The sequence below is a fragment of the Halanaerobium saccharolyticum genome (assembly GCF_003259895.1).
GTDB lineage: Bacteria > Bacillota > Halanaerobiia > Halanaerobiales > Halanaerobiaceae > Halanaerobium > Halanaerobium saccharolyticum_A.
In genome coordinates this window covers 16,920-33,660 of the sequence record NZ_QLME01000004.1, presented here as the reverse complement: position 1 = coordinate 33,660, position 16,741 = coordinate 16,920, and the positions used below count along the sequence as shown (strand labels likewise).

At 34.2% G+C, this 16,741-nt stretch carries 13 protein-coding genes; all 13 read left to right on the top strand.

Annotated elements, in window-relative coordinates:
- Positions 1-9: 9 nt before the first annotated feature.
- Positions 10-990 (top strand): dephospho-CoA kinase, encoded by a 981-nt coding sequence (gene coaE / locus C7958_RS04210; RefSeq protein WP_111571426.1) that lies wholly within the window; start codon positions 10-12, stop codon positions 988-990.
- A gap of 20 nt (positions 991-1,010) precedes the next feature.
- Entirely contained in the window at positions 1,011-1,619 is a 609-nt protein-coding gene (locus C7958_RS04205; protein ID WP_111571425.1) for a lytic transglycosylase domain-containing protein, read from the top strand.
- 248 nt (positions 1,620-1,867) lie between these two features.
- Positions 1,868-3,694 carry an ABC transporter substrate-binding protein gene (locus tag C7958_RS04200; protein WP_111571424.1) on the top strand — a complete coding sequence of 609 codons (1,827 nt, stop codon included), beginning with the start codon at positions 1,868-1,870 and terminating at the stop codon, positions 3,692-3,694.
- A gap of 116 nt (positions 3,695-3,810) precedes the next feature.
- Complete coding sequence (locus tag C7958_RS04195; protein ID WP_111571423.1) at positions 3,811-4,842, top strand: ABC transporter permease; 1,032 nt, start codon at positions 3,811-3,813, stop codon at positions 4,840-4,842.
- A gap of 6 nt (positions 4,843-4,848) precedes the next feature.
- Positions 4,849-5,724: an ABC transporter permease gene (locus C7958_RS04190; RefSeq protein ID WP_111571422.1), complete on the top strand. Its 876-nt coding sequence runs from the start codon at positions 4,849-4,851 to the stop codon at positions 5,722-5,724.
- A 38-nt stretch (positions 5,725-5,762) separates the two neighbouring features.
- Positions 5,763-6,794, top strand: a complete 1,032-nt coding sequence (locus tag C7958_RS04185) for an ABC transporter ATP-binding protein (RefSeq protein WP_111571421.1) — start codon at positions 5,763-5,765, stop codon at positions 6,792-6,794.
- A complete protein-coding gene (locus C7958_RS04180; protein ID WP_111571420.1) occupies positions 6,794-7,768 on the top strand; it encodes an ABC transporter ATP-binding protein in 975 nt (324 codons plus the stop codon). Before C7958_RS04185 ends, C7958_RS04180 begins: the two co-directional genes overlap by 1 nt.
- Positions 7,769-7,896: 128 nt before the next feature.
- Positions 7,897-9,483 carry an ABC transporter substrate-binding protein gene (locus C7958_RS04175; RefSeq protein WP_111571419.1) on the top strand — a complete coding sequence of 529 codons (1,587 nt, stop codon included), beginning with the start codon at positions 7,897-7,899 and terminating at the stop codon, positions 9,481-9,483.
- 282 nt (positions 9,484-9,765) lie between these two features.
- The gene (locus C7958_RS04170; RefSeq protein ID WP_111571418.1) at positions 9,766-10,815 is read left to right on the top strand and encodes a LacI family DNA-binding transcriptional regulator; all 1,050 of its coding nucleotides are present in this window, start codon (positions 9,766-9,768) and stop codon (positions 10,813-10,815) included.
- A 65-nt stretch (positions 10,816-10,880) separates the two neighbouring features.
- A complete protein-coding gene (locus C7958_RS04165; RefSeq protein ID WP_111571417.1) occupies positions 10,881-12,182 on the top strand; it encodes an ABC transporter substrate-binding protein in 1,302 nt (433 codons plus the stop codon).
- A 76-nt stretch (positions 12,183-12,258) separates the two neighbouring features.
- Positions 12,259-13,329, top strand: a complete 1,071-nt coding sequence (locus tag C7958_RS04160) for a carbohydrate ABC transporter permease (RefSeq protein ID WP_111571416.1) — start codon at positions 12,259-12,261, stop codon at positions 13,327-13,329.
- Positions 13,326-14,192, top strand: a complete 867-nt coding sequence (locus C7958_RS04155) for a carbohydrate ABC transporter permease (RefSeq protein ID WP_111571415.1) — start codon at positions 13,326-13,328, stop codon at positions 14,190-14,192. Before C7958_RS04160 ends, C7958_RS04155 begins: the two co-directional genes overlap by 4 nt.
- A gap of 237 nt (positions 14,193-14,429) precedes the next feature.
- Entirely contained in the window at positions 14,430-16,730 is a 2,301-nt protein-coding gene (locus C7958_RS04150; protein ID WP_111571414.1) for a glycosyl hydrolase family 65 protein, read from the top strand.
- Positions 16,731-16,741 lie beyond the last annotated feature (11 nt).

Genomic DNA, 16,741 nt, shown 5'->3' with positions numbered 1-16,741 from the left:
GGGATAACCATGATTATTGGTTTAACAGGTGGTATAGCTAGTGGGAAATCAACAGCTGCTGAGTATTTGGCGCAAAAAGGAGCCAGGATTATTGATGCTGATCAGATTTCTCATCAGATTAGTCAAAAAGGAGAAAAAGGCTGGCAGCTGGTGGTTGATGAATTTGGGGAAGAGATTTTAAAAAAAGATGGAGAATTTAATAGAGAAAAACTGGGAGAAATTGTTTTTTCTGATCCGGATAAGAGAAAAAGATTGGAATCACTGCTCCATCCCTTAATTATTTATGAGATGAAGGAACAGGCTCATCAATATCTAAAAAATGATGAGATTGTTGTTTTTATGGCTCCTTTATTATATGAAGCTGGATTGGCCCGATTTTGTGATCAGGTCTGGGTAATTTCCTGTTCCGAAGAAAATCAGATAAAAAGATTAGAAAAAAGAAATAATCTTAATCAAGAGGAAGCCCTAAAGAGAATAAATTCTCAAATGTCTCTGGAAAAGAAAAAAGAAAAAGCCGATGTAATTATCAAAAATAATTCTACAATTGAAGCTTTGAAATCAAAATTAGATTTATACTGGGAGAAAGTATTGAAGGGAGTAGATACTAAATTGATTAGAATAGCTCTAGTAGCTCACGATGAGAAAAAAGAAGATATGATTAGATTTGCAAAAAAACATAGAGATGTTCTGGTGAAAATGAGGTTGATTGCAACTGGAACAACCGGCCAGCGATTAATCGATGAAACTGGATTGGATGTAGAAAGAATGGCTTCTGGTCCAATTGGGGGAGATCAGATGATTGGAGCAGAAATTGCAAAAGATCGCCTGGATGGTGTTATTTTCTTGAGGGATCCTCTAACTGCCCAGCCTCATGAGCCAGATGTAAGCGCTCTTTTAAGGCTCTGTGATGTACATGAGATACCGCTGGCAACTAATCTGGCAACTGCAGAAATGATTATTCATTCTCTGGCTGAAAAAAACAGAGCTTAACCAGAGGGAGGATAAAGCAGTTGTGGAAAGAATACATTAAAAAAGGGGTTATTCTTTTGTTTTTATCAATATTGTTATTAACTGTTAATAGTGATTTTGATTTATGGACAATCAGAAGAAATATAGAACCTGTTAAATATCAGGAGGAAATAAATAAATATGCGGAAGAGTTTTCTTTGGAGGCTGAATTATTAGCTGCTTTAATATATGTAGAAAGCCGTTTTGATAAACATACTGAATCTCCGAAAGGTGCTCTAGGTTTAATGCAGTTAATGCCTTCTACAGCTTTCTGGATTGCAGAAAAATTGGAGCATAAAGATTTTAGTTTAGAAGATCTGGATGATCCAGAATTAAATATTAAATTTGGCAGTTGGTATTTTTCTTATCTGTACCACAAATTTGATAATGATTTAATAAAATCTATTGCAGCCTATAATGCAGGAGAAAATAATGTTAGAATTTGGATTAACGATGGTTGGAATGGAGAAATCGAACAAAAATTACCTTTTGAAGAAACTGATGATTTTGTACGAAGAGTAATTTCTACCAGAGATTATTATCAAAAAAACACGCTTAATATTTTCAGACTATCAAGTTTCAAATTATTGTTATCTAATTCATTCGAATAAGATACTTCAAACAATATTTAATTTTATATATCAAACCATATTTATAATATAGTTGTATACAACTTGATTTTTTTAGTAAATAATTATATAATTTAAGTTAGTAAATAATTTAAGTGTTAAACTAATAATTTTGTTTTTTTTCTTTTTAAAAACAAATACATCTGACAAGGGGGTGTAAATTTAAAAAGAAGAGATTAGTGATTAGTGAGTAGATATATATATTAAAAAATTAGGAGGGAATTTCGAGTATGCAAAAAAAATTAGTAGTTTTATTAACTTTAGTTTTAGTGTTTTCAGTATTTTCAGTAGTAGGAGCTCAGGAAGAAGTAAATAGTCCTAATACATTTACTTATGTAAACATTGGTGACCAGAGCACTTTAGATCCTCACTTTGCTTATGATACTGGTAGTTCAGAAGTTATTTATCAGGTTTATGAAACTTTAATTGGTTATGATGGAGAAAGTGTAAAGAATTTTACACCTTTATTATCTACAGAAGTTCCGAGCCAGGAAAATGGTCTTATTTCTGAAGATGGATCAGACTATACTTTTCTAATTAGAGAAGGAGTAGAATTTAGTAACGGGAATTCTTTAACTGCTGAAGATGTTAAATACAGTTTTTTAAGGGGGATGATTAGTGACCGCTCTGGTGGCCCAATCTGGATGTTATATGAACCATTATTTGGTGCTGGTTTTGCTGGTTTAAGTGATGTAACAGCAGACGTAGTTGGAGTTGAAGATCCCAAACAGTTAACTGATGAGCAGGCAGAAAAAGTATTGGCTGTATTAGAAGATAAAATTACTGTTGATGGTAATCGAGTAACATTTCATTTGGAGTCCCCATATCCGCCTTTCTTAAATATTTTAGCTCAAGGTGCTTCCTGGGGATCAATTTTAGATAAAGAATGGTCAATCGAGCAGGGAGCTTGGGATGGAACAGCTGCTGATATTGTTGCTAGTCATGATCCGGTAAAAGAAGAAGATCCATTGTTTGATAAAATGATGGGTACAGGACCATTTGTTTTGACTGAATGGGTTAACGGTGATCATGTTGTATTTAATAGGAATAATAATTATTGGAGAGGGCCTGCTAACTTTAAAACAGCTATTATTAGAAATGTTGATGAATGGTCCACACGTAAATTAATGTTATTACGTGGAGATGCAGATATGATTTATGCTCCAACTCAGTATAGATCTCAGGTTGAAGGTGAAGATGGTATAGTCGTTACAACAGGTATTCCAGCGCTACAAAATATGAATATGATATTAAACTGGGATATTACGACTGAAGGTAATAGTTATATTGGTAGTGGAAAATTAGACGGTGAAGGTATTCCATCTGATTTTTTTGCTGATGAAGATGTAAGAAAAGCGTTTAGTTATGCATTTAATTATGAAGCTTTTATTGAGCAGGTCAGAATGGGTGAAGCAATACAGTTGAGAGGTCCAATAGTAGATCCATTACTTGGTTATGATGAAAATTCAAAAGTTTATAGTTTAAATCTTGAAAAAGCTGAAGAACATTTTCAGAAAGCATTTGATGGAGAACTTTGGGAAACAGGATTTACAATGGATTTAGTGTACAATAGTGGTAATGATCCTCGTAAAACTGCTGCGGATATGTTAAAAAGTTATATTGAGAGAATTAATCCGAAATTTAACATTAATGTTCGTGGTGTGCAGTGGTCGACTTATCTTGATGCATCTGTAAGAGGTACATTACCTGCTTCTTTTGGTGGTTGGCTAGCGGATTTTCCTGATCCACATAATTTTGTGCAACCATTTTTAGATAGTTCAGGTTATTATGCTAATAGACGTGGAGATACTTATAAAAACTGGGCAGACGAAGTTGGAATTAATGATTTGATTGCAGAAGGTATTTCTACAACTGATTCTGCAAGACGTGAAGAAATATACAAAAAATTACAGAAGATGTCAATTGATAATGCTATTGATCTCTGGATAGATCAACCAACAAAGTCTAATACGAGAAGAACCTGGGTTAAAGGGTGGTATCCAAACGCTGTGCGTCCAGGTGTAGATTTCTACTCAATGGACAAAGTTGCTGAATAAAGAATAAATTACTAAATTTAATATAAAAATTACTCAGGGAGGGCAACCTCCCTGCTAATTATGTTAGGGAAAGGTTTTAAGGAGGACTTTATTACACGAGGAAGGAGAGTTATGAGTTGATAAATTATATTATTAGACGTTTTTTAATACTTCCTTTTATACTGTTTGGTGTTACAATACTGGTATTTTCAATGATTATGATGCTTGGTCCTTATCAAAGATTAAGTACTTATATTAATGATCCTGCACAGTTAAAAGGTCAAGATATGGATAAGTTAATTTCTAAATATGGATTGGATGATCCATGGTATGAACAGTATAGTCGTTGGATTGGAGGAGTTGTACATGGTGATTTTGGCTGGTCAGAATCAGCTGGACAACCGGTAACAGAAGCTATTTTTAGTCGTTTTCCAGCAACTCTAGAGCTTGCTTTATTTGCAGTGATTCCAGTTGTTATGGGAGGTATCTGGCTGGGAGTGCTTTCGGCCGTTCATCATAATCAAAAATTTGATCATATAATCAGAATTATTTCAACCATTGGGTGGTCATTTCCAACATTTGTATTTGGTTTACTAGTATTGATGATTTTTTATGGAGTTTTAGGTTGGTTTCCACCAGGGAGACTTAGTGCTGATGCAGCAGCAATTATTAGATCTGCTGAATTTGTACGATATACTGGTTTAAATGTTTTGGATGGTATTTTAAATCTGGAAATTAATGTAGTATTTGATGCATTTAGACATTTAATCGGTCCTATTGTTACTCTAGCGATTGTTTGGTGGTCATATATTTTAAGAATTACTCGTTCAAGTATGTTAGAAACTTTACGTAAAGATTATATTAGAACTGCAAGAGCAAAAGGTGTGGCAGAAAAATTTGTGATTAATAAACATGCCAGAAGAAATGCCTTGATCCCTGTAGTTACAGTTGCTGGACCTATGGTACTGGGCCTCTTAGGAGGGGTTGTTATAGTAGAGTCTGTTTTTGGTTATAGAGGTATTGGCCAGTATGCAGCTCAGGCTGCTCAGCAGCTCGATTACTCGGGTATTTTAGGTGTTGCAATGTACTTTAGCTTTCTATTGATTTTAATTAACTTAATAGTAGATGTTTCTTATGCTGTAATTGACCCACGGATTAGATTGGAGTGATGGTAAGTGGAGTGGAAAGAAATTTTAACTCGATTAATAAAAAATAAATTATCTTTATTTGGACTTATAATAATATTATTCTTTGTTTTGGTTGCGGTATTTGCACCATATTTAGCACCCCCGCGCTCACCAGAAGATGCTTATGAAATACCTAGGGCAGGTTGGCAGGTAGAGCCCCAACCTCCTAGAGAAGGATATCTTTTTGGAACAGCACAGGGATCATATGATATATTTTATGGTATGGTCTGGGGAACCAGAACTGCTTTTAGAATTGGAGTTATAGTAGTTGGGTTAAGTTCCTTGTTTGGTATAATAATTGGTACCCTTTCAGCTTATTATGGAGGGATAATTGATGAATTTTTTATGAGGATTACCGATGTTTTTATGTCGATTCCTTTCTTAGTTGCTGCAATGGTTTTAACAACTATTTTGGGTAAGGGACTAGACAATGTTATGATTGCTCTGGTTACATTTGGTTGGATGGGGACTGCTCGTTTGATGCGGTCTCAGGTTTTAGAAATTAAAAATGAAGAGTTTGTGCAGGCATCTATTGCTCTGGGTGCCAGTGATACTAGAATTATTTTTAAACATATTATTGCAAATTGTATTTTTCCGGTCTTAATCCAGGCTTTTATGAGAATGGGTTCAATGGTTATTACAGCCTCTGCTTTGAGTTTTCTTGGGGTAGGTGCTCCAGAAGGCTACGCTGACTGGGGACAGATGATTACCTTTGCTCGTGATTGGATTCTTGGTGGTCAGGGATCTGCACTTAAGTACTGGTATACAGTTGTAATTCCAGGTACAGCAATTATGCTTTTCAGTCTTTCCTGGAACTTAATTGGTGATGCTTTCCGTGATATATTAGATCCAAAATTAAATTAGATGAGTTAAATTGACGCTAAATAAGGTAGGTGAGTTTTTTGAGTAAAGAAGCACTTGTAGAAGTTAAAAACTTAAAAACATATTTTTATACAGAAGAAGGAGTAGTCAAAGCGGTAGATGGAGTAGATTACGAAATTTATCCAGGTGAAACTTTAGGTATTGTGGGAGAGTCCGGTTGTGGAAAAAGTGTTACCTCTTTATCAATTATGCGGCTGGTAGAATCTCCTCCTGGCAGAATTGAAGCAGGAGAGATTAACTTTAAGGGAACAGATTTAACTAAGTTATCCGAAAAGGAAATGCGAAAAATTAGAGGTAATGATATCTCAATGATTTTCCAGGAACCAATGACTTCTTTAAATCCTGTTTATACTGTTGGTGATCAGATAATAGAAGCAATTACGCTGCATAAGGGTGTAAAAAGAAAAGAAGCAAGACGTCAGGCTATAGAAATGCTGCAGAAAGTTGGAATTCCGCTGCCAGAACAGAGAGTGGACGAATATCCTCACCAGTTATCTGGAGGTATGCGTCAGCGGGTTATGATTGCGATGGCTTTAAGCTGTGATCCTCAGCTCTTAATTGCTGATGAGCCAACAACAGCACTTGATGTTACAATCCAGGCTCAAATTTTAGAGTTAATGAACTCTTTAAAAGAAAGTTATGGAATGGCAATCATGATGATTACTCACGATTTGGGAGTAATTGCAGAGGTTTCTGATAGAGTTGCAGTAATGTATGCTGGTAAAGTAGTAGAGTATACTGATGTAGATACTTTATTTGATGATCCTAAACATCCTTATACCTGGGGTTTAATGAATTCTATCCCTAAATTGGATAAAGATGTTGATCGTTTAGAAGCAATTCCAGGTAGTGTTCCGTCTCCGCTGAATTTTCCAGAGGGATGTAAGTTTAATACTCGCTGTCCTCTGGCTAAAGGTAAATGTTATGATGTAGAACCACCTTTAGAAGATACAGATGGAGGCCATATGGTTCGCTGCTGGAGATATGAACATTTAGAAGAAATCAAAAAACGTGGAGAAAGAATTTATGAGGATCGAGGTGTTCAAAAATAATGGCTGAGAATTTATTAGAAGTAAACAATCTAAAAAAATATTTCCCGGTAAAAGCTGGAATATTTAAAAGAACAGTAGCTCATGTAAAAGCTGTTGATGATATTTCCTTTGCTGTAGAAGAGGGAGAAACACTCGGTCTGGTAGGAGAGTCTGGCTGTGGTAAGTCAACCACAGGTAGAACAATTTTACGACTGCTGGAAGCAACAGCTGGAGAAGTTCTATTTGAAGGTAAAAATGTTATGGAACTTGATAAAAAAGAAATGCGTGCTATCAGACGTGATATGCAGATTATTTTTCAGGATCCATATGCTTCTCTTAATCCCCGGATGACAGTGGCGGATATTGTAGGTGAGCCACTTGATATCCACAATCTTGCTAAAAACAAGAAGGAAAGAAATGAAAAAGTTAAGGAGATTCTCGAAAATGTTGGCCTGGGCGCAGAATATATGAACCGCTATCCCCACGAGTTTAGTGGGGGTCAGCGCCAGCGTATTGGAGTAGCCCGCGCTTTAGCAGTAGATCCGAAGTTAATTATTGCTGATGAGCCAGTATCTGCTCTTGATGTCTCGGTTCAGGCACAGGTTGTAAACCTGCTGCAGGATTTACAGAAGGAATATGGATTAACCTATCTCTTTATTGCTCATGATTTGAGTGTTGTAAAACATATCAGTGATCGAGTAGCAGTAATGTATCTGGGTAAATTAGTGGAGCTAACTGATAAAAAAGAATTATTCCGCAATCCGATGCACCCCTATACCCAGTCACTATTATCTGCAATACCAGAGGCAGATCCGAAGAAAAAAAAGGACAGAATTATTCTGGAGGGAGATGTACCTTCTCCTGTAGATCCACCTTCTGGCTGTAGATTTCATCCCCGCTGTCCAAAAGCGTTTGAACCCTGTCCTGTTAAAGAACCAGAGTTTAAAGAATATGGAGATGGACACTTTGCGGCCTGTCATTTATTAGATCAATAATTATTAATTAAATAGATGAATTTTAATCCCTGTTTTAGGATATTTAAAATCCAGACAGGGATTTTTTTCTTTTTAGAGAACTATTATAATAACTAAGAGGATTTTTTATTTTGGAGGAATTTATAATTATGAAGACTAAAACTTTTGTTATTATTATTCTTATTCTATTTTTAAATTTATTTTCTGCCAGTGCGGCTAATTATGGTGGTGATTTAAAAATTAAAGTTGAGCTTAGACCCTTTAATTTGAACCCTATTTATGCTGCTAATGATACAGCCCTGATGATCAATAAACAAATCTTTGATACTCTAGTAAATTATAATAAGCAGGGTCAATTAACTACAAATTTAGCAGAATCATGGCAGGTAAATGAGGATTCTACAGTCTTTACTTTTAATTTAAAGCAGAATGTTTATTTTCATCCATATCAAATTAATGGAAAATCAGTACCACTAAATGAGAGAGAGGTAAAGGCAGAAGACTGGAAAAAGTCCTTTGAATATTTAGCAGCTGCTGAAAATAAATCTCCATATGCTGAACTTTTTACTGAAGTTGAAGGCTATGATGAGTATCGTCAGGGAGAAAGTGAAGAAATATCGGGTATAAAGATTCTTGATAAATATAATTTAGAAATTGAACTGGAGGAATCTTACGCTCCATTTATATATAATTTGGCAAAGAGAGCAGCGGTGGTAATGCCTCTAGAAGCAGTGTTGAATAATTATTTTAATTTTTCAATAACTCCAGTTGGCACAGGGGCCTTTAGATTTGACAGTTTTTCTAAAAATCAAGTTACTCTGGTTAAAAGCGATAATTACTGGAAAAATAACTACCAGGAGCAAGATCTACCTTATTTAGATCAGATCCAAGTTAATTTTGAGGGAGAAAAAAATTTAGAAGATAATTTAGAGGAATTTGATTTATTTCAACTTAATTCAGCTGATTTTGCTAGCTATCAACAGCAAAAAAATAGATACAGCAATTATCAGATGCAGAAATTGGCAGATAAGAATCTTTATTATGCTGCATTTAATTATAACAGTTATTTAGATCAGACTTCTAACAGTAACGAACTTAAAAAGAGGTTAAGATATAGTTTAGATAAATGTAATTTTGCTGATAGTTCAAATTTTAACAGATTTATTTTTCCTGAAGATGGTAATAATAGTCATCTATTATTTAATAAAATTAACGAAGGTTTATTAAAAGATGTAAATGATAATATTAGTAGTCAGCTAAAAAATTTGCAATTAATAACAAATAATTCAAAAATAAATAATCAGCTTGCTGAGTTTATAAAAAATAAGTTTAAAGAAGATAATATAGATTTAGAAATAAAAGAATACAACTGGGCTGAATACTTTAAAAAATTAAACAGTCCGGTATTTGAGTCTCAATTATTTATTATGTCAGCTAATTATAACAATAGATTTGAATTTATCAATGATAATTTTTATTCAACTGCAGAGAATAATTTTTTTAATTATCAAAATGAAAGAATGGACAACTTAATAGATTACTTAAAATTAGTAAATAATAATGAAAGCAGAGAGAGAGCTTACGAAATTATTACAGAAATATTGGTTAATGATAGTCCATTTTTATTCCTAATTCAGGGAGCAGATAGTTATTTGATTTCTGAGGAAATAAAAAATCAGGAAATTTTCAAAAATATCTATTCAAAATACAACTTTGAAATGCTCTATTTTGAATGATAAATTAAATAAACCAGAAGCTTGAAAACCATTTCATTAATTTTCAAGCTTTTTTCAAGACTTAAATTAACTGAAAGTTATAAAAATTTTTAATTTACCTATTTATCCACTCAAATTTGATATTTAACGTTAAATAATGTATTTTATCGCAAAAAAACTCTTTTTTAGGCAAAATAACTTTAATAATCAAAAAAAATTGACATTTTTGCAGGAACTTTTAATTTAGTGTTGAATATATTTAATAGTGAAATGGATTTCATTATTGACTGGGAGCGAAAAAATATGGATGTTACTATGAAAGATGTAGCAAAATTAGCAGGTGTTTCATTAAGCACAGTTTCTCGTGTTTTAAATGATAGTTCACTGGTTCGAGAAGAAACAGCCAGAAAAGTAAAGAAGGCTGTTGATAAGTTGGACTATCAAATTAATGATTCTGCGCGAATACTCCGGACCAATACAAGCAACTTAATTGGGGTTATTGGTGCTGGAATGGAAAGACCTTTTCTGGCTAATTTACTCAAAGGGATAGAAGCAGAAGCCAGAGAAAGAGGATTTGCCTTAATTTATGGTGACTCAGATGGGGAATTAGAAAAGGAACAGAGTTATCTAAATATTATGAAGCAAAAAAAGATTGACGGTATTATTTTGATTACGACAAACTATTATAATGATCTGCTTTCAATTGTTAAAAATTATAAAATTCCAGTTGTTTTTGCTTCAGGTTATATTAATGACCCGGAGATCAGCTGTGTAACGGTGGATAATGTTGCTGCTGCCTATGATGTTGTAGAATATCTTTGTCAGGTAGGTCATCAGGATATTGCATTTATTAAAGGTCCTGATTTAGATCTGCTTGCCAGTCAGGAGAGGTTGAGAGGTGTTAAGCTTGCACTGAGGCTCAGTGACATAGAATATGATCCCAAAAGGTTTATTGAAGGTGATTTTACTTTTGAAAGTGGTTATTCTGCCGCTAAAAAAATAATTAATAAATTCCCGGATGTAACAGCAATTTTTGCCTTTAATGATGAAATGGCAGTTGGGGTAATAAGTTATTTAAAAGAACATAATATAAAAGTACCCGAAGATATCTCAGTAGTTGGATTTGATGGAATTGAACTGGGTAAATATATAGATCCTGCTTTAACTACTATCAAGCAGTCAGGATATCAACTGGGATTGAGAAGTATTGAAATTTTAAATAGGGTAATCAATCAGGAAAAAATTGAAGATAACAAAGTCTTTATTCCACATAAACTTGTGGTTAGAGAAAGCACAAATAAATTAAATGAATTTACTACTAACAAGGAGGTGATATCAAATAATAGGGGGTAGTTAAGATATATTTTTAACATAATTAATTTAAATTATTCAAGCTTATTTAAGGAGGAGAATTATTAATGAGAAAAAATTTAGTTTTAGTTATCGCTTTAGTTTTTGTAATTGCTTTTAGTGGGATAGTTTTGGCGCAGGAAGAAGAAATTTCTTTGACAGTTGCCGGGGGGGCTGTTGGTCAGGAGAAAGAATTAACTGAAAAAGCAGCTGAAATGTATATGGAAGATAATCCAAATGTGACAGTTGAAGTTTTAGAAACTCCTGATCTTGCTAATGATAGACTGGGTCTTTACTTACAGTTTTTAGAAGCAGAAAGCCCAGAAGTAGATGTATACCAGGTGGATGTTATCTGGCCTGGTGATTTAGGTGAGCACTTTATTGATTTTTATGATTATGGTGCAGAAGAGGTTGTAGATAAGCATTTTCAGGCAATTGTAGAAAACAATACTACAACTGATGGTCGTCTGGTTTCTATGCCCTGGTTTACAGATGCAGGACTTTTATATTATAGAACAGATCTTTTAGAAAAATATGACCGGGAAGTACCAGAAACCTGGGATGAATTAGAAGAAACAGCTCGTTATATTATGGAAGAAGAAAGAGCTGCAGGTAACGAAGATTTTTATGGTTATGTCTGGCAGGGAGATGCCTATGAAGGTTTAACCTGTGATGCATTAGAATGGATTTATTCTAATGGTGGCGGCAAAATTGTAAGCACAGATCAGGAAATAACAATTAATAATGAGAAAGCAATCGAAATTATTGACCAGGCTGCCGGCTGGGTAGGAGATATTTCACCTACAGGTGTAACAGGTATGGGCGAAGAAGATGCACGGGCAATGTTTGAAGCCGGTAATGCTCTATTTATGCGTAACTGGCCTTATGCTTATGCTCTAGCATCTCAAGAAGATAAACCTACTGCTGGCAATTTTGATGTTTCCCCCTTACCTGCTGGAGATAGTGGTAGTTCTGCTGCGACATTAGGTGGCTGGAACTTAAGTGTAAGTAAATACAGTGAACATCCTGAAGCAGCAGCCAAGCTGGCTATGTTCTTAGCGGGAGAAGAAGTACAGAAGATGCGCGCTGTTGAAGGATCTTTTAATCCTACAATTAGATCATTATATGAAGATGAAGATGTTCTTGAAGCAGTTCCATTCTTTGGCAGTCTTTATGATGTATTTACAAGTGCTGTAGCTCGTCCTTCTACTCAAACTGCTCCTCAGTATAACCAGGTATCTGAACTATTCTTCCAGGCTGTACATTCAGTACTGACTGGTGAAAGCGATGCTCAATCAGCTATTGAGTACCTGGAATTAGATCTGATGGATACTACAGGATTTGAAACTGGTGAGCCAACACAGCCATAAGTAGAATTCTTTAGAATTGTTTATTAACTGGAGAGGGATTAATCCCTCTCCAGATTTTATAAAGGGGGGGAATTAAATGGCAACAAGTAGTTCATCAAATCTAGCGAAAGAAGAACAGAAACTTGCATTAAAATTATTAATACCTGCATTTTTAATTTTAGTTATAATTGCTTTGTATCCTTTAGGTCAGGTTTTTTATACAAGTTTTACCAATCGGGAATTTGCATCAGCTACAGAAACAGAGTTTGTTGGTTTAGATAATTACCAGGCATTATTATCAATTACTATTAGAGAATTGCCACCTGTAATTGATGAAGAAACAGGAGAACAGGCAGTTGATGAAGAGAGTGGGGAAGTGGTATTTGAAAGACCAATTCGGGTTTTACCCAGAGATCCACATTTATATCGACCTTCTTTTGAGTTTAGTTTTTTTGGTAACAAGTATGTGGTTGGTGCCCGTACACCAGATTTTATTAGAGCAGTCTGGAATACTCTAGTTTTCACATTTTTTTCAGTCTTTTTTGAAACTCTGTTTGGTTTAGTTGTCGCCTTAGTAGTTAACAGTGAGTTTAAAGGGAGAGGTGCAATGAGAGCGGTAATGTTAGTTCCCTGGGCAGTTATTACAGTTGTTTCTGCAAGAATGTGGGAATGGATGTTCGAGCCAACCAGAGCCGGATTATTTAATATGCTTGGTGATAGATTTGGTTTAATTGATGGAAGTTATTCTTTCTTAAGTAATGCCAGCCTTCAGCTGCCAGCAATTATAGCAGTTGATGTCTGGAAAACAACACCGTTTATGGCCTTATTGATTCTGGCTGGTTTACAGATGATACCTAATGAACTTTATGAAGCTGCCAGGGTTGATGGTGCAAGTAAGATTAGACAGTTTTTTAATATAACATTACCATTATTAAAGCCATCACTGGCTGTTGCTTTGATTTTTAGAACTTTAGATGCTCTAAGAGTATTTGATGTTTTTCAGGTAATGCTTTCACAAAAAAGATATTCAATGGCAAGTTTTAATTATTTTCAACTGATTTCAGCCAGACAAATGGGAATGGCCTCTGCAATTGGAGTTATAATCTTTATCATTATTTTTGCTTTTGCTATTCTTTATATGAAATCCCTGGGAGTTGATACAGAATGACAAGAAAGCAGAAAGAAAAACTTAGGAAAGTCTTATTCTATTTTGTGCTGGCACTAATTGTTATATATTTATTGTTCCCTTTTTACTGGGCAATAGCTTCTTCTTTAAAGTCAGAAGCGCAGCTAAATATGACACCAGCAACTTTGATTCCTAGAGATCCAGATACAGGAGAAATATCGATTTTCACCCGAAATTATAGAGCAGTTTTTGCAAATGGTGGTTTTATTAGAGGCCTAGTTAATAGTACAATTGTAGCCACTTCTACAACCATCTTAGCGTTATTAACAGGTTCTTTTGCAGCTTTTGCTTTAGGTAAATTAAGATTTAAAGGAAAAGCACCTGCTCTGTATGTTATACTGGCTATGACAATGTTTCCTCAGGTTACAGTGTTATCAGGTTTATATGCAGTTATTAATGCACTTAATTTAAGTGCCAGGGTAAGTATGATTTTTACATATCTACTATTTACCCTACCGTTTACAACCTGGGTTCTGACTTCTTTCTTTAGAGATCTACCCATTGAAATTATGCAGTCAGCTCAAGTGGATGGAGCAACACCATTTCAGACTTTTCATATGATTTTACTGCCGCTTACTGCACCTGCTTTAGTTACTACAGGTTTGTTATCATTTATCCAGGCCTGGAATGAATATCTCTTTGCTTTAACATTTACATCAATTGATCCAAGTGCAAGAACTGTACCGGTAGCTATTCAATTCTTCTCGGGTGAATTTGCAAGGCAGGAACCCTTTGGAGAAATTATGGCAGCTGCAGTTTTAGTTACAGTACCAATTGTTGTTTTAGTATTGATTTTCCAGAAACGTATTGTAGCCGGATTAACTGCTGGGGCTGTAAAGGGTTAAATTTAGCTGCTTTAAAATAAGGTTAAATAAATATATATTTATTTAACTAAAATTATATTAAACTGATTAGAAATTAGAGAAAATCAGGCCATCAGATTATAGGGGGTACTATAATTTGATGGCCTAATTTCTTTGTTTATTTAAAGGGTGATTATTTTATAAATTTAAGCCAAAAAATTAATTAGATCATCACTAATATGAAGAAAATAGTTTTAATTTATGGAGGGGGCAGTAATATTGAATCATCAAGATTTTTTTAAAGTTAAAGATGGCTGGAATTTAGAGATCGAAAGTATAAAAGAAGAACAGCTTGTCCATTTTGGCAGCAATTTATTATGTGGTAATGGTTATTTAGGCTACAGAGGAACATTAGATGAATGGAATAAGGAGCAATATCAGGCCTGTGTTGTAACAGATACCTATGATCTGGCTGATGGAAAATGGAAAGAACTTTCTAATTCTCCCAATGCTTTAACCACAGAGCTGAAAATAGATGGCGAAAGATTAGGAGATTATCCAGGCCAGAATGAAATGACTACTAAATTAAATTTTAATTATAAATACGGTATTTTTAGGAGAAAATCAATTGCAGATAAAAATATTGAAGTAGTTTCAGAACGATTTGCCTCATTTGATAATTTACATTTGATTGCAAATAATTTTCAAATTAATAATATTGAAGCTAACGAGATTGAATTGAAAATTGGAATTAATGGTGATGTCTGGGATTTAAATGGTACTCACCTTGAAAACTTTACAGGAGAATATAATTCTAATAAAAACACTTTATATTTAAAAGCAAATACTGTAGAAAGCAAAATAACTTTAGTGACTGCTTTATCTTTCAAATTTAAAAAAGGAAAAATTAAGAATATAAAAGTAGAAAATGAAGAAAAATCTATTTATCTTTTAGTTAGTGTTGATGCTGAATCAGACAGAATTGTGTTGGCTAGAAACATGATTGTTTATTCCAGCAATGATTTGGCAAATCCACTTCAGGCTGCCCTGAATGATGCAGCGGCTGCTCTGGAATCAAGTTTTGAGAATTTGAGAAGAGAACATCAGGCAGTCTGGGATAAAAAATGGGAACTGATGGATATTAAAGTCAGGGGTAATCTTCTGGATCAGCTGGCAGTGAGATTTAATCTTTATCATAATATAATTGCTGCACCTGCTCATAGTGAACGTCTGCCAATTGGAGCTCGCGGTTTATCCTGCCAGGCATATCAGGGAGCAGCTTTTTGGGATCAGGAAATTTTCAATCTGCCGATGTTTTTGTTTACTGAAACTGAAACTGCAAAAAACATTTTGAAATATCGATATCATACACTAAAAGGGGCTCGAAAAAAAGCAGAAGAACTTGGTTATGCGGGTGCTTTTTATGCCTGGATATCGGGAAAAACTGGGGAAGAATTATGTCCTTCTTTTTTCTTTAAAGATGTCATCAGCGGCCGTAAGATTAGAAATCATTTTAATGACTGGCAGATCCATGTGTCTCCTGATATTAGTTATGCAATCTGGAAATATTATCTTGCTACCGAAGATATTGATTTTGTTATAAATTATGGAAGTGAAATTTTATTTGAAGTAGCAAGATTTTTACATTCCAGAGTTCACTATAACCAGTATCAAGACCACTATGAGATAATTAGACTCTTAGGTCCTGATGAATATCATGAGAATGTAGACAATAATGCTTTTACTAATTATCAGACCCAGTTTGCCCTTAAAAAAGCACTTTATTTTTATCATAAAATGGAAAATGAATATCCTGAGAAACTAGAAATGTTAAAGGAAAAAATTAATTTACTTGAATCTGAGATTACTTCCTGGCAGCAGATAGCTGAAAAAATTTATCTTCCCTGTCCAGATCAAGATAACTTGATTGAACAGTTTGATGGTTATTTTGATTTAGAAGATACAACAGCAGAAGTATTAGAAGAAAGATTAATCAATCAAGACGAATACTGGGGCTGGCCCAATGGAGTAGCTGTTTTTACTCAGGTAATAAAACAGGCAGATGTAATTCAATTATTTACTTTACATGATATTTTCTCAGAAACTGTACTGGCAGCCAATTATGACTATTATGAGCCAAGAACTCAACATGGTTCTTCCTTAAGTCCTTCTCAGTATGCAGTTGTTGCTGCTAGACTGGGGAGAGCAGAGGAAACATATAATTATTTTAAAAAATCAGCATTTATTGATTTAATGAGTACTAATAAAGCTGTCAGTGGAGGTACTTTTATTGGAGGTATTCATACTGCTGCTGCAGGAGGAATCTGGCAGTTAATAGTTAATGGTTTCGCTGGTTTAAAAATTGATAAAGAAGGTCTTTCATTTAAACCTGTTCTCTGTCAGGAGTGGAGAGAAGTAGAATTTAATCTAAATTACAGGAATAAAAAGTTTAAAGTAATTTTAAATAAAAATATATTTCAATTAAAAGCGAATGTTGAAAATAATGAAATACTTGAATCTAATGTTTTTGAAAAAAAATATATGCTTAAACCTGGTGAAGAAGTTAAGATTGAATTATAAAAATTTAAATT